Source organism: Bacillus sp. GM2 (genome assembly GCF_056155945.1).
The window spans coordinates 144,361-164,395 of the sequence record NZ_JBRKSZ010000007.1 but is presented as its reverse complement, the minus strand read 5'-3'; the positions used below and the strand labels follow the sequence as shown (position 1 = coordinate 164,395).

The 20,035-nt window shown below is 47.2% G+C and carries 22 protein-coding genes; 8 read left to right on the top strand and 14 right to left on the bottom strand.

Features of this window, described 5'->3' with window-relative positions:
* Positions 1–17: 17 nt before the first annotated feature.
* Together ACVC9U_RS01600 and cssS are read left to right on the top strand one after the other, a co-directional pair.
* A complete protein-coding gene (locus ACVC9U_RS01600) occupies positions 18–692 on the top strand; it encodes a response regulator transcription factor (protein WP_441390065.1) in 675 nt (224 codons plus the stop codon).
* Entirely contained in the window at positions 689–2,035 is a 1,347-nt protein-coding gene (cssS, locus tag ACVC9U_RS01595; protein WP_441390064.1) for a two-component system sensor histidine kinase CssS, read from the top strand. Before ACVC9U_RS01600 ends, cssS begins: the two co-directional genes overlap by 4 nt.
* A gap of 23 nt (positions 2,036–2,058) precedes the next feature.
* Here the strand turns inward: cssS and spxO are convergent, their stop codons facing one another.
* Positions 2,059–2,223, bottom strand: a complete 165-nt coding sequence (gene spxO / locus ACVC9U_RS01590) for an anti-adapter protein SpxO (RefSeq protein WP_023856228.1) — start codon at positions 2,221–2,223, stop codon at positions 2,059–2,061.
* Between the two features lie 187 nt (positions 2,224–2,410).
* Here spxO and ACVC9U_RS01585 point away from each other — a divergent pair, with 187 nt between their 5' ends.
* Positions 2,411–3,295, top strand: coding sequence for a TetR/AcrR family transcriptional regulator (locus ACVC9U_RS01585; RefSeq protein ID WP_075751350.1), 885 nt, complete (start codon positions 2,411–2,413; stop codon positions 3,293–3,295).
* A gap of 45 nt (positions 3,296–3,340) precedes the next feature.
* Here ACVC9U_RS01585 and fumC read toward each other — a convergent pair whose 3' ends face one another.
* Both fumC and ACVC9U_RS01575 read right to left on the bottom strand, forming a co-directional pair.
* Positions 3,341–4,729 carry a class II fumarate hydratase gene (gene fumC, locus ACVC9U_RS01580; RefSeq protein WP_441390063.1) on the bottom strand — a complete coding sequence of 463 codons (1,389 nt, stop codon included), beginning with the start codon at positions 4,727–4,729 and terminating at the stop codon, positions 3,341–3,343.
* Positions 4,730–4,812: 83 nt separating this feature from the next.
* Complete coding sequence (locus tag ACVC9U_RS01575; RefSeq protein WP_003185114.1) at positions 4,813–4,980, bottom strand: YvzF family protein; 168 nt, start codon at positions 4,978–4,980, stop codon at positions 4,813–4,815.
* Between the two features lie 123 nt (positions 4,981–5,103).
* Here ACVC9U_RS01575 and ACVC9U_RS01570 point away from each other — a divergent pair, with 123 nt between their 5' ends.
* Genes ACVC9U_RS01570 through ACVC9U_RS01555 form a run of 4 tightly spaced genes read left to right on the top strand, consistent with a single transcriptional unit; the run spans position 5,104 to position 9,160 of the window.
* Complete coding sequence (locus ACVC9U_RS01570) at positions 5,104–6,546, top strand: spore germination protein (protein ID WP_048349996.1); 1,443 nt, start codon at positions 5,104–5,106, stop codon at positions 6,544–6,546.
* Positions 6,515–7,615 carry an endospore germination permease gene (locus tag ACVC9U_RS01565; RefSeq protein ID WP_048349997.1) on the top strand — a complete coding sequence of 367 codons (1,101 nt, stop codon included), beginning with the start codon at positions 6,515–6,517 and terminating at the stop codon, positions 7,613–7,615. The genes ACVC9U_RS01570 and ACVC9U_RS01565 overlap by 32 nt, the downstream gene beginning before the upstream one ends.
* Positions 7,612–8,733: a Ger(x)C family spore germination protein gene (locus ACVC9U_RS01560; RefSeq protein ID WP_075751353.1), complete on the top strand. Its 1,122-nt coding sequence runs from the start codon at positions 7,612–7,614 to the stop codon at positions 8,731–8,733. Before ACVC9U_RS01565 ends, ACVC9U_RS01560 begins: the two co-directional genes overlap by 4 nt.
* A 43-nt stretch (positions 8,734–8,776) precedes the next feature.
* On the top strand, positions 8,777–9,160 hold the full coding sequence (locus tag ACVC9U_RS01555) for a hypothetical protein (protein WP_003185122.1): 384 nt from the start codon (positions 8,777–8,779) through the stop codon (positions 9,158–9,160).
* A gap of 36 nt (positions 9,161–9,196) precedes the next feature.
* Here the strand turns inward: ACVC9U_RS01555 and liaR are convergent, their stop codons facing one another.
* The 11 genes from liaR to ACVC9U_RS01500 form a co-directional block, all read right to left on the bottom strand.
* Entirely contained in the window at positions 9,197–9,832 is a 636-nt protein-coding gene (liaR, locus tag ACVC9U_RS01550; protein WP_003185124.1) for a two-component system response regulator LiaR, read from the bottom strand.
* Between the two features lie 3 nt (positions 9,833–9,835).
* Entirely contained in the window at positions 9,836–10,900 is a 1,065-nt protein-coding gene (gene liaS, locus ACVC9U_RS01545) for a two-component system sensor histidine kinase LiaS (RefSeq protein WP_003185128.1), read from the bottom strand.
* The gene (gene liaF, locus ACVC9U_RS01540) at positions 10,897–11,628 is read right to left on the bottom strand and encodes a cell wall-active antibiotics response protein LiaF (protein ID WP_048350404.1); all 732 of its coding nucleotides are present in this window, start codon (positions 11,626–11,628) and stop codon (positions 10,897–10,899) included. The genes liaS and liaF overlap by 4 nt, the downstream gene beginning before the upstream one ends.
* A 30-nt stretch (positions 11,629–11,658) precedes the next feature.
* Entirely contained in the window at positions 11,659–12,522 is an 864-nt protein-coding gene (liaG, locus tag ACVC9U_RS01535; protein WP_025807519.1) for a LiaG family protein, read from the bottom strand.
* A gap of 105 nt (positions 12,523–12,627) precedes the next feature.
* Positions 12,628–13,311, bottom strand: coding sequence for a stress responsive protein LiaH (liaH, locus tag ACVC9U_RS01530; RefSeq protein WP_009329563.1), 684 nt, complete (start codon positions 13,309–13,311; stop codon positions 12,628–12,630).
* Positions 13,312–13,331: 20 nt separating this feature from the next.
* Entirely contained in the window at positions 13,332–13,718 is a 387-nt protein-coding gene (locus ACVC9U_RS01525) for a protein liaI (protein WP_003185133.1), read from the bottom strand.
* A gap of 172 nt (positions 13,719–13,890) precedes the next feature.
* On the bottom strand, positions 13,891–14,844 hold the full coding sequence (locus ACVC9U_RS01520) for a pectinesterase family protein (protein ID WP_003185134.1): 954 nt from the start codon (positions 14,842–14,844) through the stop codon (positions 13,891–13,893).
* A gap of 131 nt (positions 14,845–14,975) precedes the next feature.
* Positions 14,976–15,554, bottom strand: coding sequence for a cob(I)yrinic acid a,c-diamide adenosyltransferase (locus tag ACVC9U_RS01515; RefSeq protein WP_075751357.1), 579 nt, complete (start codon positions 15,552–15,554; stop codon positions 14,976–14,978).
* A 123-nt stretch (positions 15,555–15,677) separates the two neighbouring features.
* Positions 15,678–16,961: an ABC transporter ATP-binding protein gene (locus ACVC9U_RS01510; protein ID WP_075751358.1), complete on the bottom strand. Its 1,284-nt coding sequence runs from the start codon at positions 16,959–16,961 to the stop codon at positions 15,678–15,680.
* A complete protein-coding gene (locus ACVC9U_RS01505) occupies positions 16,954–18,018 on the bottom strand; it encodes a FecCD family ABC transporter permease (RefSeq protein WP_441390062.1) in 1,065 nt (354 codons plus the stop codon). Before ACVC9U_RS01505 ends, ACVC9U_RS01510 begins: the two co-directional genes overlap by 8 nt.
* Entirely contained in the window at positions 17,981–18,931 is a 951-nt protein-coding gene (locus tag ACVC9U_RS01500; protein WP_441390061.1) for an ABC transporter substrate-binding protein, read from the bottom strand. The genes ACVC9U_RS01505 and ACVC9U_RS01500 overlap by 38 nt, the downstream gene beginning before the upstream one ends.
* A gap of 380 nt (positions 18,932–19,311) precedes the next feature.
* Here ACVC9U_RS01500 and ACVC9U_RS01495 point away from each other — a divergent pair, with 380 nt between their 5' ends.
* Entirely contained in the window at positions 19,312–19,992 is a 681-nt protein-coding gene (locus tag ACVC9U_RS01495; RefSeq protein ID WP_441390060.1) for a GntR family transcriptional regulator, read from the top strand.
* The last annotated feature ends 43 nt before the right edge of the window (positions 19,993–20,035 follow it).

Sequence of the window (20,035 nt, the reverse complement as noted above, 5' to 3'; positions counted from 1 at the left end):
AAGGATGTGAACCGCCCTTGTCATACTCCATTTATCTAGTTGAAGATGAAGAGAATTTAAATGAATTGCTGACAAAATACTTAGAGAGTGAAGGCTGGCACGTCACTTCTTTTCTAAACGGTGAAAGTGCCAGGCAAAAAATAGGCCAGTCACCTCATTTATGGATTCTCGATATCATGTTACCAGATATCGACGGGTATACGCTAATAAAAGAAATAAAAAATCATGATCCGGAAGTCCCCGTCATTTTCATTTCTGCGCGCGATGCCGATATTGACAGAGTGCTGGGGCTCGAGCTGGGCAGCAGTGACTATATCTCTAAGCCGTTTCTCCCCAGAGAGCTGATCATCCGCGTGCAAAAGCTGCTCAAATTGATATATAAAGAAGAACCGAGAGAAATGAAAAAAGGAACGCCGGTTTCCTGCTACGAAGTCTATGAAGACTTGAGAGAAGTCTATGAAAATGGCAGCATGATCAATTTGACGTCAAAGGAATTTGATCTTCTGCTTCTATTTATAAACAACAAAGGCCGCGCCTTTTCAAGGGAGGATATCCTCGTCAGCATCTGGGGAGACGATTACTTCGGAACCGACCGCGTCGTCGATGATCTTGTCAGAAGGCTGCGCAAGAAAATGCCCGAACTGAAAGTGGAAACCATCTACGGGTTCGGCTACAGGATGTTGAAATCATGAAGAACAGGTCGCTCGCCTTTCAAATTTGGAGTGTCATTTGCGGCATCCTGTTAACGGTCTCGATTTTGCTGACGTTTTTATTCTCGACAACACTGCAGAACTTTTTTACTGACGAAATTTATACGAACATTGAAAATGAACAGCATGTTCTGACAGAATACGGATTTTCCGATTCACCGGAAAGAGGCTTCGGCGGAAGCAGCGGCTCGCGAAGCACAAACCGCCACGTTCAGCACGTCCTGCTGCCTGAGAGAGGAACCGTCTATCAAAGCCTGCAGATTCTCCCCGATTCATTTATCGAGAAGGTTCAGAAGCTCGGCAAAAGACAGGACGAGTCCTCAAAAAGGTATTCGGAGAATGTTAACGGAGAGCACATTTTCTTTGTGCTCAAAAAAATCCAGACCCAGGACCAGACGTTTCTGCTGTTGTCCTATGCGCTTGATTCATACAGGGACGATTTGTCCCATACGCTGTTTAAGCAGCTGCTGTTTATTTTGATTGTCGTCATTTTGCTGAGCTGGATTCCTTCAATCTGGCTGGCGAAATATTTATCAAGACCGCTCGTCACGCTCGAAAAGCACGTCAAACAAATCTCTAAACAGGATTGGGATGATCCCGTGATTGTCGACAGGGAAGACGAAATCGGCAAGCTCGGACACACCATTGAGGACATGCGGCAAAAGCTCATCCAGAAAGATGAAACAGAACGCACGCTCCTGCAAAACATCTCCCACGATCTGAAAACGCCGGTCATGGTCATCCGCGGGTATACCCAGTCGATCAAAGACGGCATCTACCCTAAAGGAGATTTGGAAAACACGATTGAAGTCATTGAAGGCGAAGCTGAAAAACTTGAAAAGAAAATCAAGGATCTTCTTTATCTGACAAAGCTTGATTATTTGCTGAGACAAGAAAGACAGTACGGAACTTTTGATATACAAGAGGTCATTAAAGAAGTTGTTGAACGCTTGAAATGGTCCAAAAAAGAATTGAACTGGAAGATTGATCTTGAAGAGGAAACAATGTTGACGGGCGATCAAGAACAATGGAGCAAGCTGTTGGAAAACGTTCTTGAAAACCAGATCCGCTATGCGGAGACATGCATTGAAATCAGCGTCAGGTCGACGAAAAAACATACGTTGATCACCATTAAAAATGACGGACCACACATTGAAGAAGAGATGGTTTCCAGCCTGTATGAGCCTTTTAATAAAGGGAAGAAAGGCGAATTCGGCATTGGACTCAGCATCGTTAAACGAATTTTGACGCTCCACCATGCTGACATGACCATTCGGAATGATCAAACCGGTGTGTGCTACTCAATATCCGTTCCGCGAAATTAGACTGTAGACGCTGCAGTCTTTTTTCATATAAACGAATAGCCGTTGAAATCCCGGTAGCTCGGCTTCATCGTGTTTTTCGGCTTTTTCATCCATTTCTTTTCGCACAGGACATGCTTTGGATATTTGACTTTGTCCACCTTAATTCCCCTGCTGCGCAGACGCCTGATCATATCATCGATTTCTTTCATCAACCTTCACCCTTTCTCCACAAATTTTGACCACTCGGTCACCTTACTTTATAATATAAATAATATCAAACAAAAAAACAAGTTACAATCCAGTTAAAAATATAACGGAGCAGAAAAAGTGACCCGCCAGTCACCACGGTCCGCCGAAAGCCGCTTTCGGGTTCGATCTTTCAGGAAGGTGAAAGCCATGAAACAAAAAGAGAAAGTCATTATTGAAACAGCCATCAAACTTTTCGCAAAAAAAGGATACAGCTCTACTTCAGTTCAGGAGATTGCAAAAGAGTGCCAAATGTCAAAAGGCGCTTTTTACATTTATTTTAAATCAAAGGAAGCGCTCCTCCTTTCAGTCCTTCACTACTACTATGAAAGAATCTTTACCCGAATTCAGAAAATCAAAACGGAGCATGACCACCCGCGCGATGTGTACCGGATGCAGCTCGTCGTTTTTTTCGAAAACATTTTGGAGCACAAAGAGTTTATCACGATGCAGTTTAATGAGCGGTCAATGCCGATCAATGAAGAAATTGAAGCGTTCGCGAAAAAAATGCGGAGAACCACGCTCAGGCTGCACATCGAAAACATCCAGAACATTTACGGCAAAGACATTGAACCGTACAGCGCCGAATTGTGCTTTATGATCAATGGAATGAGCGATGTTTATCTTGACCTGATGATTTTGCTGCACCATTCGTTCGACCTGCAGTCTCTCGCCGACCACATGCTGAACCGCCTCGACGATTTGGCAAAGGGGATGATCAAGCGCAATGATCAGCCGCTGATCTCATTCGAAAAAGCAGACGAGTGGTTCGGCCCGTTTTACACATTTGATCCGCTGAAAGACGCCCTCCTCAATGAAATGCGGGTCAAAGCGAACAAGCGGTACAACGGCGCTCCTCCTGCCGACCTTGCCGAAAGCCTCGATATTCTGGAAAAAGAGCTTAGAAAAGAAAAGCGCAAAAACGCCATCATCAAAGGCATGATATCCAACTTGAAGGAATATGACGCGATTCGAAAAGAAACGGACAAACTCGCTGAATTGATTAAAAAAGACATGCACCATCCGCACGGATGATCTGCAAAACAAAACCGGCTGCAATGCATGCAGCCGGTTTGTTGATTATGCTTTCGGTTTCACCATTTCTTCAGGTTTTACAACTTCGTCGAACTGCTCCTCTGTTAAAAGGTTCAGCTTGAGCGCCGCTTCTTTCAGCGTCAGCCTCTCTTTATGGGCCAGCTTCGCGATTTTCGCCGCATTTTCGTATCCGATATGCGGATTTAAAGCCGTAACCAGCATGAGAGAATTGGTCAGGTTCTTTTCAATTGTTTCCCGATTAGGCTCGATTCCCACGGCACACTTGTCATGGAATGAATTCATGCCGTCGGCAAGAAGCTGAACGGATTGCAGGAAATTGTAAATAATCACCGGTTTAAAGACGTTCAGCTCAAAGTTCCCCTGGCTCGCGGCAAAGCCGATCGTTGCGTCATTCCCCATGATCTGGGATGCGACCATTGTCAGCGCTTCGCTTTGCGTAGGGTTTACTTTTCCAGGCATGATCGAGCTTCCCGGCTCATTTTCCGGGATAAGCAGCTCGCCGATTCCGCAGCGAGGTCCGCTCGCAAGCCATCTGACATCATTGGCGATTTTCATGAGATCTGCCGCAAGCGCTTTAAGCGCCCCATGCACGTGTGTCAGTTCATCATGGCTTGTCAGCGCATGAAACTTATTAGGCGAGCTTTTGAATGTCTGCCCGGTCAGAGCGCTGATCTCTTCGGCAACGGTGCTGCCGAATTCAGGGTGGGCATTAATGCCTGTTCCGACGGCAGTTCCGCCGATGGCAAGATCGCGGATTTTTTCAGCCGCTTCAAGGATCATCTCTTTAGAACGGTCCAGCATGTATACCCAGCCGCTGATTTCCTGTCCCAATGTCAGCGGTGTCGCGTCCTGCAAATGAGTGCGGCCGATTTTGACAATGTCTTTGAAAGCTTCAGCTTTTTCATGCAGCGTGCTTCTCAAGCGGTCAATCGCCGGAATCAGTTTATCGTGAATCGCGAGGACAGCTGCCACGTGCATAGCTGTCGGGAATGTGTCGTTAGAGCTTTGGCTGCGGTTGACATCATCATTCGGGTGGATTTTCAGGCTTGATCCTTTTTCCTGCAAATAAGCCGTTCCCCTGTTTGCCACAACTTCATTCATATTCATGTTGCTCTGTGTTCCGCTGCCGGTCTGCCAGACGACCAGCGGAAAATGGCTGTCATACTTTCCTTCTAAAATATCATCGCATACGGAAACAATCGCTTCCTTTTTTTCCGCCTCAAGATTTCCAAGCTTTTCATTGGCAATCGCAGCGCTTCTTTTCAAGATTGCAAACGCATACACAATTTCCTGCGGCATTTTCTCGGAACCGATTTTAAAGTTCTCCTTGCTTCTTTGGGTTTGGGCTCCCCAAAACTTATCCGCGGGAACCTTGACTTCACCCATCGTATCTTTTTCAATTCTGTAGTCCACTTTCTTATCCCTTCCTTCTCTAATTCTGCAATATTCTATATTTCGATAAAAATCGATAAAACCCTTCCATTTAAATTTTATCTTTATTTTAATTTTAGCTCAATATAAACCCGGGTATCTTTTGCATATTTATATTTCGGATTTGTTTTACCGTATTCTTTCGATACATATGAAACCTCATAATGCTTAGAAAAAGATTGAATAATGCGTTCAATCTCCTCCGGTTTCCCCGTAAGCCTGATTTGCGCCAACTTTCTCACTCCGTCTCTGTTCAATGAAAATTTCGCCAAACACTACTGTAACACAGTATATTGTTTTTTTAACAGGAAAAGATAACCTATACAACTCCAGAAACACTAGGGCAGGTGACGATCATGACTCAATCGGAATTCAAGGAACACATCCATGAAAATCTCGCAATGCTCCTTCCCCATCTCGAGCATAACGATGATCTGATTCAAAATAAAAAAATGCTGAAAAACGGAATCATTTTTTACTTTTTGTACTTTAAAGATTTGAATGATGACAAGAAAATCCAGAAGGCTGCGAAATTGCTTGTCTCCGATGACAGCTCCTATTCATTGGAGGATGTCCGGCTCCGCTTAAACAAGCTGAATGCGGAACCCGTTACAGCAAAAAAGGACGCGATTAACGCAATCTTCAAAGGAAAATGTCTGCTGTTGATCAACGGTTTGAATACTGTATTTGCACTGCCGACAGCTGAGAAAAAGAAAAGAAGCCTTGGAGAAGTGAATACAGAAAACGTCGTCAGAGGCCCGAAAGTCGGTTTTATCGAGGATGTCGATACAAATGTGGCTCTAGTCAGGCAGCGTGTCCCGGATAAAGAACTGACCGTGGAAAAAATCCCGCTCGGCAAGAGCAAGTTTAAAGACGCGACCATTCTCTATATCCAGGGCAAAGCGGACGATTCGATCATCAAAGATCTTAAAAAGCGCCTGAAAAAAGTTCAGCTGGATGATATTCAAGATACCGGCGTTCTTGAAGAATTAATCGAAGATAATAAGTACTCGCCGTTTCCGCAGATCCAGAATACCGAAAGACCTGACAAGGTTTCTTCAGCGCTGTTTAATGGACGGATCGCAATTTTTGTTGATTACTCGCCATTTGCCCTGATCGTGCCGGCTTCTTTCGGAATGGTGATGCAGTCCCCGGACGATTTTTACGAAAGATGGATCGCCACGACCTTGATCAGATTTCTTCGGTTCAGTTCGATTTTCATCACCCTGTTCCTATCGGCGTTTTATATTTCGCTTGTATCTTTTCATCAAGGCATGCTGCCGACGGCTCTCGCTGTTACGATTGCGAGCACGCGCGAAAATGTGCCGTTTCCGCCGCTCCTTGAAGCGCTGATTATGGAAGTGACGATCGAGCTCTTACGGGAAGCGGGACTGCGGCTTCCCAGCCCGCTAGGCCAGACGATCGGCCTCGTGGGAGGCGTCGTCATCGGCCAGGCGGCGGTCGAAGCAAATATCGTCAGCTCTGTGATGGTGATCATCGTCAGCATTATCGCCCTTGCTTCATTTACTGTGCCGCAGTACGGCATGGGCCTGTCGTTTCGCGTGCTTCGTTTTATTTCCATGGTGGCTGCAGCCGTGTTCGGGCTTTACGGGATCATATTGTGCATGCTCGCCATCTTCACCCATTTGGCTAGGCAAAGAAGCTTCGGCATCCCGTATTTTAACCCGAACCATTTATTCAGCTTAAAACATACGGATGAAGCCATTATTCGTCTGCCAACAAAAGCTCGGGAGGTGAACCGTAAAAATGGATCCAAAAAATCAGCACGATCGGATTAGCACGTATGAAGCCGCTTCGATCATAACCAGCACAATGCTCGGCGCAGGCCTGCTGACGCTGCCCAGGGCGCTGACGCAAAAAACGCTGTCGCCGGACGGATGGATCGTATTAATCTTTGAGGGGCTTGTCTTTTTTCTCATTATCTACATCAATGCAAAAATCGTTAAAAAACACAACGTCCTGTCTTTTTTTGATTACACAAGAGAAGGCTGCGGCTTTATAATCGGGAATATTCTCAACCTGTTAATCGTTTTATACTTCATGGGCGTGGCCAGCTTTGAAGCCAGGTCGATGGCTGAAATGGCAAAGTTTTTCCTTCTTCAGTTCACGCCGATGAGCGTGACGATTTTCGCTTTTATCGTCTGTGCAATTTATTTGGTTGTCGGGGGTATCAGCGATATGTCAAAGATATTCCCGTTCTTCCTGTCCGTTACCATTGTCATTCTTCTGATCGTCTGCGGACTGAGCCTGAATATGTTTCAGCTGAACCATTTGCGGCCGGTTCTCGGCCTTGGTTTGGAGCCGGTCAGCAGAGCTTTGACGGTCGTTTCCATTTCATTTTTAGGGGTGGAGCTGATGATGTTTCTGCCGAAATACGTCAAAAACAAAGAAAAGCTTTTTAAGGCATCGGCGATTGGATTTGGGATACCGCTCTTCTTATATATCCTCACCTTTGCGGTCGTTGTCGGGGCGCTGACCGCGACTGAGGTCATGACGTTGACATGGCCGACGATCTCGTTGTTTCAGTCTTTTGAGATAAGAGGGATTTTCATCGAAAGGTTCGAATCGTTTTTGCTCGTCATTTGGACGATCCAGTTTTTCACAACGTTTGTCGTCTATACGTACTTTGCCGCTTCAGGACTTGAAAACGTATTCGGATGGCCTGTGAAAAAAAACGTCCTCTTCATCGGCGTTGTCATCTATCTAGCATCCCTTGTCCCGCGGGACGCCAACCAGGTCAGCGCCTTCAGCGACTACCTTGGATATATCTTTATCGTTGTCTTCTGTGCACTTCCGCTTATGATCTTTTTGCTCGTGTCCATCAAAAGGAGGTTTACTTCTTCATGAAAAAAAAGGGAATGTTAGCAGCCCTTTCTCTGCTTCTCCTTTTAACAGGCTGCTGGGACAGCAGGCAGATCGAAAAGCTTAGCATCGCCATCGGCCTTGCCCTCGATAAAGGCGAGGACGATAAAAACGTGAAATTGACGTATCAGTTTCTTGTTCCTAAAAAGATCGGACAAGACGGCAGCGCTCAGGATCCGTCTAAAGTGGTGTCCACCTCCGGAAACACGGTCCATCAAACCATCCGTTCCACCGCTTTGAAAAATTTCCCGGTATTCTCGCAGCATCTGCAAGTCCTGATTTTCTCAGAGGAGCTTGTATCCGATATTTCTCTGGAAGCATTGATCAATCAATTTATTAGGGACAACAGCATCAGAAGGAGCAGCGAGGTCTATATGACGCCCGGAGCTGCCGACAGCATACTGAAGGTTGATGGTGCAAGTGACCCTGCGTCCGACGTGATCCACAGCATCTCTGAAAACAGAGCTTCGACGATCAAGCTGCTCAAGCCCGTCACATTGAACGATATTTCGATTAAAATGCAGTCTGATTTATCTTATATCATGCCGAAGGTTGTGATCGAAAAAGGACAGCTTCAGCTTGAAGGCGGCGCCGTGATCAAAAACAACAAATACCATGCAAACCTTTCGCCGTCTCAGATCGAAGCGCTGAATTTATTAACTGGCAATGCCATCGGCGGAGTGATCGACTCAAGGCATGATGGACATTTGTTCTCGTATGAAGTGTTTTCGATGACCCACCGCGTGCGGGCGATGAGGCAGAACGGAAAGTACAAATTCGTCGTAAATGCCAATATTAAAGGAAGGCTGTCAGAGGACTGGTATCTTGGAGAGGATTCTTTTAATGACCAATATATAAAAAACATAGAGAAATCGGTTCAAAAAGACATCAAAAAGCGGGTTGAGCAGCTGATCCATGTCCTGCAGCACGATATCAAAACGGACGTCACCGATTTTTCCGACAATGCGCGGATCAATTTTCCGAAGGAGTGGGAAAAAGACAGATTCAATTGGGACAAACACTTCAGCGAAGCCTATATCGACTATCATATTAAAGCGACGATTCAGGACTTTGGAACAAAAGGTGCGACAAAAAGCAGATAGCGCCCCGTTTTTCTGATAGAATGTGTTTGAAAGGGTGATGAGCTTGAAGCGGATATTGCACATGACAGGCATTTTTTTGATTGCAGCGGCAGTCATTCTGTCCGGATTCATTATCAGTGATGTCGCCTATGATCCGTTTATGGAGGATTCGCAGTCGATGCTTTTCTTCACGATCGGCACATACCTCACCACTCCGTTTTTTTGCTTCATCGGCGGATTCATTTTGCTAGGCATCGGCAAGTTGATCGACTTGCAGGAGAAACACAATGCCATAGTGGCCGAGCGGCTCGACATCATTTGCCAAAACGGTACAGCGGGCGAACATGCACGCGAAGAAAACGAGGCCGCCCAACTTACCGCCCGCACGGTTGAAACAGATTCATTCACTCTTCCTGCAGCCGAGGATCGAAAATATTGGAACGGCTGAAAAACGGCTTTCTTGAGAAAGCTGTTTTTTGTTTGATCAGTCGACAAGTTTGTTTCGGTGGGCGTAGATTGCGGCTTGTGTCCGGTCGTCGACTTCAAGCTTGGAAAGGATGTTCGTCACATGCGTTTTAACTGTTTTAATGGTGATATATAATTCTTCGGCAATACCTTTGTTTGTCTTGCCCTCTGCTACAAGTTTGAGGATTTCCAATTCTCTTGCTGTCAGCGATTGATGAAGGGGCTGTTCGCCGGCTGAATGTCTCAGCTTGGACAACACTTTTCCTGCGACTTTGGCTTCAAGCTTTGGTTCTCCGACGCTCGCAGCCCTGATCGCATCGGCGATTTCACTCGCTTTCGACGTTTTCAGCAAATAGCTGAGCGCTCCGGCTTCGATGACCGGATAGACCTTGTCATCATCAACGAAGCTCGTCAGAACGATGATTTTCGGATCGGCAAGCTGCCGGCATATTTGTTTCGTGGCCTCAATTCCGTCCATCCCTTCCATCACAAGATCCATCAAAATCACGTCGGGTTTGGTTTCAAGCGCCAATTCAACGCCGCGCTTTCCGTCTGATGCCTCCCCAATCACTTCAATATCAGGCTGGGATTCCAGGAAAGCGGCCAGCCCCATTCTCACCATTTCATGATCATCAATTAACAATACTCGAATCACCTTTTAAGCCTCTCCTTTTTGTTGTTCAAAAATCGGAACCTTTACATCAACCTGTGTTCCTTTTCCCGTAAATGAAATGATTTCTGCCACTCCGCCGACTTCGCTGGCTCTTTCCTTGATCGAGTTCAGCCCGTACGAAGATGTTTTGACGGCATCCATCTTAAATCCTTCGCCATTGTCAATGACTTTCAACTGGAGCTGTTTGTTCCTGAGCAGCAGTCTGACGGTGACTTTTGTCGCTTTTGAATGCCGGAACACGTTTGAGAGCGCTTCTTGAACGATCCTGAACAGGTGGTCTTCCACACCTTTCGGAAGTTTGCCCGCATCCTCAATCTCCCAATCGATGTCGATCGACTGTTTCGCTTTAAATTCTTTCAAAAGGTCTGCAAGCCCTTCTTGTAGACCTTTCCCTTCAAGGGTAACAGGTCGTAAATGCAAAAGCAGCGCCCTCATTTCATTCTGGGCATCGGCCGCCATTTTTTCGACCATTTTCAGCCTTTGAGCGAGCTTTTCATCAGCCGCAGCATCGATTCCCTCCAAAACAGCTGAAGTCATCATGGAAATCGCAAACAGCTGCTGGCTCACCGCATCATGCAATTCGCGCGCGAGACGCTGCCGCTCTTCGGAGATCACCGATTTTTTCATTTGATCCTGCCATTCCGCTCTCTCATTGGACAGCTTTTGCAAAGAGGCAACCTGTCTTTCGATCCGTTCGGCCATCTCATTGAGCTGGTCGGCGGCCAGCCCGATCTCATCGTCTCCAAGCGATGGAATCCGGTAGGCAAAGTTGCCGTTTTCGTACTTTAGAATAGACTCGATCAGCTTTTCAAGCCGTTTTTTCAGCTGATTGCCGAACATATAGCCTGAGCCGAACCCGACAGCTGTGCTGATCAATGCGAGAAGTGCGATAAACGGAATCCCGAACCACCTGGAAACGATGAGCACCCTCGGATCCAGCTGGTAATAAAACAGCATAAAGCCCAATACAGCAAGAAAAATCGTAAAGCTGACACCAAGGGATAAGCGGACGGCGCGCCATTGAATGTTTGCAAGCCTGTTCGTTCTCATATGAACCGCACATCCACATCGCCGATAAACAGCGAAATCGAAATTTTGACCCGTCGTGCCGACTGCTCGTAATTCTCTGTCTCGGTATAGATTTGATTGCCGATGCCGCTTTTTCGGCCGCCGATAACGTCAATGTCTCCAATGAACGCAGAGGAGCTGATGGACACTTCAAGGTCGGACGGGATGTAAATATCGACATCTCCGATCAACCCCGTGATGACGATGGTGTTTTCTCCCTCTGAAATAATCGCTTTTGACAAATCGATTTTCACGTCACCGATAAACCCGGAGATATTCAATTCATTTAAGTCAAAAGGTGTTTTCATCAATTTTACATCACCGAAAAAGAAGCTGCGCTGTCCCGGGCTGTTCTTCTCCTGAAGCGGCTTGGAATCCGTCTTTTCCTTCTCCCTGCCTTTCGGCTTATGGCGGTCAAATACCGGCTGGTTTGTCACCAGCCGGTATCCCGCATAAATTAAGAAAGCGGCAAAGAAGAAGCCGAACAGGCTGAATGTAATGCTGAAGATGTCTTTCAGCAGCAGAAAGCCTGCAAAAATATACATGACAGACCCGAGCCAGCGGCGGGAATATTTGTGGAGAAAATACCCGGCAAAAAGAAAAGCGAGCGGCCAGAATAACGCGTCTCCAAGCCCGCTGTTTTGCAAAAATATGCTGATTCCGAAGAGTACGATGATCAGTCCGATCAGCTGGTTTTTTGTAAGACGCATGCTGACTCGAGCCCCCTTTCTTCTTGTCGATTACTCAATTGAGACATTCCCGCTCGTAATTGAGATGTCGATTTTATTTTTTCCATTTCCTTTTTTTCCAGTCAGCGTCCGCTTCTCATTGGCGACTTGGTCAAATGAATAGGAATGACTGATGTTTCCGCTTGTCGACTCGGCTTCAAGCCTGATGTCGGCATCATCGGGCAGGCTGAGCTTGGTGTTTCCGGATGTCTGTTTGATGCTCAGAGAATCGTTGATCTCTGTAAAGGAAGCGCGCAAATTGCCCGAAGTCTGTTTGATGCTGAGTTTGCCGGTGACATTTTCAAGTTTTGTATTACCGGATGTGGAGCGGATATCAGCAGCTGCCGTTTGAACGTTTTCCAGCCTGACCGATCCTGACGTCCCTTTTACAGAAAGGTCTTCCGCCTGAAGGTCATCGGCCTTGAGGCTGCCGCTTCCCGACTTTAAGGCTACATTTCGCAAATGCAGACCGCCGCCGGACAGTTTGACATTTCCGCTTCCAGAAGAAATCGACAGATCATCTTTATATTCAGAAGGGATCTTGACAATCAGCTCATTTTTCTTCCAGAAAAACGGCCAAAAGCCTTTCGAATGAGCGGAAAGCTGAAGAGTACGCCCCTGTTCGGACGAATCAAGCCGGACGTTTTTTCCTGAAATCTCGGCTTTTATATCATCGCGGTTTTCAGCTTGAATGTTGACTGTTATACTCTTTGCATCAATGTCAATTTTATCGATGTCTTCCGCCTGTGCATGATATGTGCGGGCTGACTCTTCATCGAAGCCGAAGAAAGAAAAGCCTTCACGCCCATTAAACATCATGCCTGCAAGGATGAGAATGCCGGCGATGATCAGCAGTTTTCCAACCGTTTTTTTCATTTAGAAAACCCTTTCGGCTAGTAAGTGTATGCTCCTTATTATAAGGAAAATGGTCTTTGAAAGAAATCAAAAATTGCATAAGGGGCTGTGAGAGCCCCTATTCGTTTATGCATTTCCCGCAGGTGTCTGCTTTTCCAAGCCTGTCTTTTTAGCCCTCATTTTTTCCAGCTCTTCTTCCACTTCTTTTGCATATTCAAGGCGGCCGAATGGGCTGCTTGATGAAGCTGATAATTCAGCATAGCTGTTCACCCTTGTTTCCATCTCTTCAATCCGGTTTTCCATTCTCATAAATTCCCGGTAGGCGCTTTCGCTGTCGATTTTATTAAATGATGCATTCATATGTTCTTTCGCTTTCACCGCGTTTGCCCTGGCGATCAGCGCATGCTTGCGGTCTTTGATATCGCGCAGTTTAACCTCAAGTGTCTCCAGCTGTTCCTTTAATTCAGCAAGCTGCTTTTTCGCGTGCTGGTGAGCGTCCTTGTATTCAGCAGCTTTTTCTTCAAAATACTTCATTTCTGAGAGCGCCTTTTTAGCAAGTTCTTCTTCACCCGCATCAAAAGCGAGCTGAGCCTGGTTTCTTCGCTTGACAGCAAGCTTTTCGGCTTCTTCCACTTTTCCTTTAAAACTATGTTCAATTGTCTGCTGCTTGACGATGGTATGCTTCGCCTTGGCGATATCGCTTTCCATGTCGCGTACGTATTGATTCAGCATCACCCGTGGGTTCTCCAGTTTATCCAATCCTTCATTTACTGATGCGACAAACATGTCTCTGATTCTTTTTAAAGCCATGATCTCGTCCTCCTAAAATATTATTTATTCTTTTTCAAAAAGTCTTCCCACTCTGCATCAAAGCCTGTGTCATATGAAGCTGCGGAAGGCTCCGTTTTCTCTGAATAAAGGATGTCATCCTGTTTGTCATCTTGCTTCATCATTTTCCATCCGAAATAAACCATGGCTGCAGCAACCGCGATGCCGATCAGAAACGGCAATGACCCTCCCAAAAACATGATGCCGAAGATCGCGGCCAGTACCGCGGCAAACTGGCGTCCTTCCTTCCATTTTTTCACGGAATAGAATAGAAGCAATGCTCCAATAGCACCTGTAACCAATCCGCCGAAATGGCCTCCGCCGAAGAACAGGGAGACGCCAAAAAGGATTAGAAAAAAGCCGATGATGGACTTCCCATTTATATTCATATTTGCTCCTCCTTTCTCGTTCATGTCTTTACTATAGTCAATTTCAGGCTTCGACAAAACGAGTCACAGATTGATTTTGCCGTACGACCAGGGTCGTATGGCACATCGGACCCGCTCGCATAAAAAGACCGCTCATCTCAGCGAGAGAGCGGTCTTTCTGCAGGTTGCCTTGCTATGATTCAACTTTAGGATTCCAGCCGTCCAATACGTTTTCAATTGTCCATTTCTCAGCCTCATGATCGGCAAGCTGCCTTCGGGCCTCATGCGAAATCGCACCCGGACCCGTATTCCCGTATTCGTACAATCTGGCATCGGCCGCAGAAAAGCCCGACATATCCGTCCATCCTTCAGGCTTGATGTGTGCGCCTAAATCGCAGCGGTGATATAGCACACTGGCGATGGCGTCGGGGTCTCCTCCCGGATGCCATGGGCGCCCGAGGTATACCGTTCCATCTGCGGCATCGCTTGTCACTCTGCAGTTTGTTATCAATAAACCGAACGGCTTTGCGATATGCGTGCTCGCAGCTGTCACATAACCGTTGTTTGTAGCGGACCCGCGGTCAGCGCTATGGATCTGGCACTCTTCAAACACAGCTCTTGCTCCTCCGAAAATGAAATCGACATCGCCTTCTATATAGCATTGATAAAAATATTGTGTACCGTCATTGACAAACAGTGTATCTTGTCTGCCTATAAACCTGACATATTTGAACGTCATCCTGTTTCCTTTCGCATAAACCGCCACCGCTTGCGTATCGGTCGTGTCGACTTTCGTGCGGTCGAACGAGTTTTCAAACGTCAAATTTTCGGCTTCAACATGATCCGCATAAATAAACACGCTTGAACTTCCGGTCGTGCCGTATTTCCCTCCTCCTTCCTTTTCTTTTCCGGCATAGTTGTCATACGTAATCACAGTCTCGTAACGATTTTCGCCGATCAGCTTCACAAACGGCTTTGTAGCCGGAATATGAACGACTTCTTTGTAAACTCCTTTTTTGATGAATATCACTTTCTGTTCCCGACTGTACTCAGGCAAAGCATCGATCGCCTCTTGAACGGTTTGAAATTCGCCGTCTCCATCCTTCGAAACCGTCAGCCGTATAGCAGCTGCCTCCCGATTGACCACTTGAACACTCCCTCTCTTTGAAAACGCTTACTTAAAATTTACGACAAAAAGCCGTTTTCCCCTGCCGGAAAACGGCTTGATTTGATCAATCGGCCCCTTTTCTGTTCGATCACGATTGGTGGATGGCTCAATCATGATTTTTTCTTTGTCCGGAATACATCAGCGCTTCGTTCATATTCGACATCCACTTCCCCGAGCCGGTGGTTGACAATGCGCGCCGCCGCAAATAAATAATCGGACAGCCGGTTGACGTATGGCAGCGCAAGCGGCGGAATGTCTTCTTCTTTGGCCAAAGCGACAATCTTTCGTTCAGCTCTTCTGATGACCGTTCTCGCCGCATGCAAAAATGATGCCGGTTCTGTTCCGCCCGGAAGAATAAACTTGGTCAGCCGCGGCGCTTCCTCGACATAGGCATCAATTCGTTTTTCAAGAATCGTGATCGATTCAGCCTTGAGCTTGCCTTCTTCCTGAACATTGACATGCGCCAAATCAGTGCCGCAGTCGAACAGCTCATGCTGGATGGCGGTCAACTCTGACAGAACATCTCGAAACAGCGCTTCTTCCGCTTTTAAATAAGACTGGGCCAGCCCGATGAAACTGTTTGCTTCATCCAATGTGCCGTACGCTTCCACTCTAAGATGATCTTTATCAGCCTTTCCGCCAATTAAACTCGTTTTTCCCTGATCGCCTGTTTTTGTGTATAGTTTCATTTCCTTCTCCCCTCTTTATTACTTGTACCTATTAGTATACTCCGTTTGTAACGGCTGCTTAGAGAAACAGAATTTTTTATTTCAACTGTCTATCTTAGGGGAGCGTGACCAAAGCAGGTCAAATTAACCTTTTAAAGCTTTCACACAAGCCGCTGTTTTATTTTGAATTTCTGTAAAAAAGGCGGTTTGATCCGCTGACCGGCCGGATTGAGTGGCAGCTACAAGCACATCGCTGCACGGAACATGGTGCTGGGCTGCGGCATTTGCTGCAGCGCTTATCGCCGTCACAAATTGACCATCTTGCAAACAGCCGTCAACTAGCACCCACATGATCAAACGCCCCGCCGTATCTTTCATACCGACGATGCAAAGATCACCGTTTTCCGACACAATATGACAGTCAGCCAATTCAGCATCATGTTGGATAAACAGCGTTTCCTGTTCATAGGCTGACAGGTCATGCGGCCATCCAGAGTTGTTTCCGCTTGCGAAGACAAGCTTTCGTCTCCACGCAAAGCCTGCTTCAGAGGACAGAAGACGCAGCGGGCGGTCTGCCGAAAATGCGATGCCATGCGGCAAATATTGTTCAATTTGCTCTTTTAAAAAGAGGGGCTCGGTTTTCTCCGGGATGGTTTTCGCCTTGATCGTAAACTGCGGATTTGCACGCTGAGGATGGTCCAGCGCTGTGATGCCCGTATCATACACTCTTCCGATACCCTCGGCAGAAAGGGCAGCTTCCGGGCGGTCAAGAACTTCCGCTTTTCCATCTTTCAACAACAACAGGCGGTCACAGTATAAACTCGCAATATTCACATCATGAAACACCCCGACCACTGCGAGTTTGGATGCAGCCGTTTCTTGTTTCATTAAATCAAGCAGACTCTTTTGAAATGACAAATCGAGAAAACTCGTCGGTTCATCAAGCAGCAAATATTCGGGTTCCTGGGCAAGTGCCTGCGCTAAATACACCCGCTGCTGCTCTCCGCCGCTCAGCTCATGAATGGATTTTTGAGCGAAACGAAGCGTGTCTGTCTGCTTCATCACCCTCTTCACGATATCATGGTCTTCCGCTGTCAGCTGCCGAAAAAGGCCTGATTGATACGCGTAGCGGCCAAACTGTACCGTTTCCTCCACCGTAAAGGAAAAGGCCTGCTCCGTTTTTTGAGGAAGGACCGCCATTTTGCGAGCGAGCTCCTTCGTTTGGTACGCCCCGACTGAACGGCATTCAAGCAGCACCTCGCCGCTTCGAGGCGCGATTGTTCCCGACAACATGTTCAGCAAAGTCGTTTTTCCGCTGCCGTTCGGACCAAGAATTCCTAAAAACTCACCCGGCTTTACAGCAAAGCTGATGTCCTGTAAGACATCCGTTTTTCCGTAACCGCCGGACACACGGATGACATCAATCATGAATTCGCCCTCCCCGGTAGCGCCGAATCAAAATAAACCCAAAAACAGGCGCTCCTATCAGTGCGGTAATAATGCCGATCGGCAGTTCGGACGGCTCAATGATGGTTCTCGACAAAAGGTCTGACAGCACAAGGAACGAAGCGCCGTTCAGCATCGAGAGCGGCAGAAGATGGCGGTGATCCGTAATAGAGAAAAGCCGGATAAAATGCGGAATGACGAGGCCGACAAAGCCAATGGTTCCAGACACAGCAACCGCACTGCCAGTTAAAATAGCTCCCGCCAACAGAACGACATACTTACTTCGCTTCACATTCACACCGAGGAGCCTCGCTTTTTCCTCGCCATAAGTCATCACATTCAGTTCTCTCCCGCTGATCAAAAGCGCGGCAGCACCCGCAGAAAAAAAAGGCAGAAACAGCGCGACATAGCCCCAGCCTCTCATCGATACGCTGCCGAGCAGCCAGTGGACGATCGGTTTTAAATCATCGCCGGTCAATGCGATCATGAGAGAAATAAGCGCCCCCAAAAAAGAACTGAAGATAATTCCTGTCAAAATCAAAGCAGACAGGGTCAATGAAGGGTGTACGAGCCGCGCAAAGAACAAAACTAAAAAAATCACGACAACGGCCGCGGCAACGCTTAAAAACGGCAGTGTAAAACTTCCGATCACCGGCAGCTGAATCCCAAAAAACAGCGTGACCACTGCACCGACGGCCGCGCCTGACGAAATGCCGAGCGTATACGGATCTGCGAGCGGGTTTTTCAAGAGCCCCTGAAACCCGGCTCCCGCAGCAGCAAGCCCCGCGCCGACAAGAGCGGCCAGCACCACCCTCGGCAGTCTGATTTTCATGATGATGCTCGCCTCTGTCGGATCGGGATTCAACCCTTGAATGCCAAACCATTCGTCCAAAAAAACCTTGATAATAGAAGGAATGGGAATCTCCAAAGATCCGATAGAGATTCCCATAAGAACAGATGCCGACAGAAACATCAGACTGAAGGCATATGCCGCGAAGCGGTTATTTCTTAAAAACGTCAGGGTAAATATGTTCAGCAAGCTCTTCGACCCCTTTGATCAATCGCGGTCCCGGACGGGTCACGAGGTCTGGGTCCACGTCGTATACTTCGTTATTTTTGACGGCTTTTACACCGCTCCAGCCGCTTCGTTTTTTAATGTCGCTGACAGCGGATTCACCGTTTGTCGTCACGATCGCATCAGGATTCAGCTTGACGATCGCTTCTTCCGTTATTTTGGTCCAGCCTTTCTGCGCGGAAGCGGCATTTTCCGCATGGATCGCTTCAAGCATTTCATCCATAAAGGTGCCTTTTCCGGTCGTATAAATGTCCGGAGCCGGGGACACTTCGACAAATACTTTCTTTTGATCGTCTTTAGATATGCCGGCGGCTTTTTCTTTTATGTCAGCCAGGTCAGATTTCATGCCTTTGATCAGGCTTGCCGCTCGATCCTCTGCGCCGGCAGCTTTTCCGATCATTTCGATGGACCGGTACGTCTCTTTAAAAGAGGCCGCATCATTCACGGTCACCACCGTAATTCCTGCATCCTCCAGCTGCTTCAGCCCTTCTTTGGCACTCTGCATGCCGGAAGCGTGGGCCAAGACCAAGTCGGGATTTAACGAAATGATTTTTTCTGTGTTGAATTCCATGCCCCCGATTTTTTCAACGTTTTTCACTTCTTTTGGATATGTATCAAAATCCGTCACGCCGACGACTTTCTTCCCCAGGCCGAGGGCGTATGTAATTTCGGTATTGCTCGGCATCAGAGAGACGATTTTCTTCGGTTCTTTTTCAATTTTGACCTCTTGTCCTGAAGCATCTTTTATGGTGACCGGAAACGCTTCAGCCGCCTTCTCCTGTTTTTGCTGTTCTGCCGGTTTTTGCGCTTGACCGCAGCCGCTAAGAACGCCGGCGGCCAACAGCAGTGACAGCAATAAAAGCCCTAACTTCTTCATTCTGCTTCCTCCTCGGGATAAAATAAAAACATCTCTACTCAGTAAAGATGCAGCAAACCAGGATCGTACAAAAAAAGAGCACATCGCTTATACCGCATCTGTCTTCGCAGATCCGCGGTCATCATCCAGGCGGTTATTCCGGCTTTCGGTTGATCGCTCCCGGCCCGCCGAACTGCTCGCGGGAGGCTCTCGCCGGCTCCCCTCTTAAGCTGCTTCCGGGCAGCGCCTTTCTGACTCATTCGTGTCCTAATTTCGGAATTATTATACTATAATCGACACAGGTCTGTATATGAGATTCTGAAAAGGAGATTTTCAACTGAAAAAACGTTGTTTTTACTAAATCATTTACGATATATTGCATATAGAGAAAGGGTGGTTTTATGCCGATACCGAAAAACTATACGCCGCAGGTCAGACTTTCAGCAAAGGAAAAAGCGTTTCATCAATTGCAGCGCTGGATTGTTGACGGAACTCTTGAACCCGGTGAAAAAGTCACGGACGTCGATCTGGCCGAAGCGCTCGGCGTCAGCCGCACACCGGTCAGAGAAGCGCTCCAGCTTCTGGAATCTCAAGGTTTTGTGGAAATGAAGCCGGGAAAAGAAACAAAGATCACGCTCATTCATCCCGATGATGCGCTGGCCGTCTATCCCCCGCTCGCACATCTTCAGGCTCTGGCGGCAGAACTGGCCGCGCCGCTTTTGACTGAAGAAGAAATCGCCGAGCTCAAAAAACTCGCGGCTCAATATGAAGCCGCTTTTAAAGAGGAGCGGAACCACGATGCAGCCGAACTGGACGAACAGTTCCACCATTTGATTACAGAAGCGGCTAAAAACCCGTATGTCCTTCAGTTTTCCGCCGTTCTGCAGCTTCATGTCAGACGGATGAAGTATGTGTTTTTCAATCGGCCGTCTGCTCCGAAACTGCAATCCGCCGCCGAGCACTGGGAAATCATCGCCGCTTTTGAAAAAAACGATTCGAAATTGGCGGCTGAAGTGATGAAAAAGAATTGGCTCCGTCCGATGGAAGATATTCATAAGATTTTAAAAGACAAGGAACAATAAAACGTCAAGCACGATTTTCGACCGAGGTATCCAGCTGCGATAT